Source organism: Methylobacterium nigriterrae, from assembly GCF_037106235.1.
In the GTDB taxonomy this organism is placed as follows: Bacteria; Pseudomonadota; Alphaproteobacteria; order Rhizobiales; family Beijerinckiaceae; genus Methylobacterium; species Methylobacterium nigriterrae.
On record NZ_JBAWTG010000796.1, the window covers coordinates 1 to 279 of the forward strand.

The 279-nt window shown below is 64.9% G+C and carries 1 pseudogene; it reads left to right on the forward strand.

The features are described 5' to 3' along the window. Positions 1 to 193: pseudogene (locus WDW90_RS39200) on the forward strand (transglutaminase family protein); the annotation flags it as partial. Positions 194 to 279 lie beyond the last annotated feature (86 nt).

The following is a 279-nucleotide window of genomic DNA, read 5'->3' on the forward strand; positions in this document are numbered from 1 at the left end:
CTGGGCCGAAGTCTACCTGCCGGGCGCGGGCTGGATCACCTTCGACCCAACCAACCGCAGTGTGGGCGGCGCGAACCTGATCCCGGTCGCCGTCGCGCGTGACATCCGCCAAGCGGTTCCGGTGATAGGCAGCTTCAGCGGCCCAGCCGACGCGCTCCAAGGCATGACCGTCGAGGTCAACGTCACCTCGTAAGCCGACCAATGGTCCAGCGCCCTCGTGTGTGCCGCTGTCTCAAAAACCTCTTGGCGGAAACGTTAGCCCGCTCTTGTGGATCTGCA